The sequence below is a fragment of the Sphingomonas sp. Leaf62 genome (assembly GCF_001421915.1).
Taxonomy (GTDB): Bacteria; Pseudomonadota; Alphaproteobacteria; order Sphingomonadales; family Sphingomonadaceae; genus Sphingomonas.
Genome location: NZ_LMLN01000033.1, coordinates 290 through 671 on the forward strand (window position 1 = coordinate 290; position 382 = coordinate 671).

1 rRNA gene (only partly in view) is annotated in these 382 nt (G+C 47.6%); it reads right to left on the reverse strand.

Annotated elements, in window-relative coordinates:
- Positions 1–247 (reverse strand): 23S ribosomal RNA (locus ASE91_RS18525) (its annotated part extends 289 nt beyond the left edge of the window); the annotation flags it as partial.
- Positions 248–382: the final 135 nt, after the last annotated feature.

Here is a 382-nt window from a genome sequence, read left to right on the forward strand (position 1 = left end):
ACTCAGGGAATCGCATTTGCTTTCTCTTCCTCCGGGTACTTAGATGTTTCAGTTCCCCGGGTCTGCCTCACGCTACACTATGTATTCATGTAACATGTCCCATCCCATTACGGATGGTGGGTTCCCCCATTCGGAAATCTTCGGATCAAAGCATACTTACTGCTCCCCGAAGCATATCGCTGTTCGTCGCGTCCTTCATCGGCTCCTAGTGCCAAGGCATCCACCGTACGCCCTTCATACCTTGATCTAGCGTTGGTATTCTAAGAACACACGTCTAATGACATGGTTAATTAAAAGTTTGATGTCTTGTTGATGTCTTCAGTTTTCAAGGTGCGAGTGTCTCTTGCGAGACTGAGAGACGAGCTCTCAAAACTGAACGATG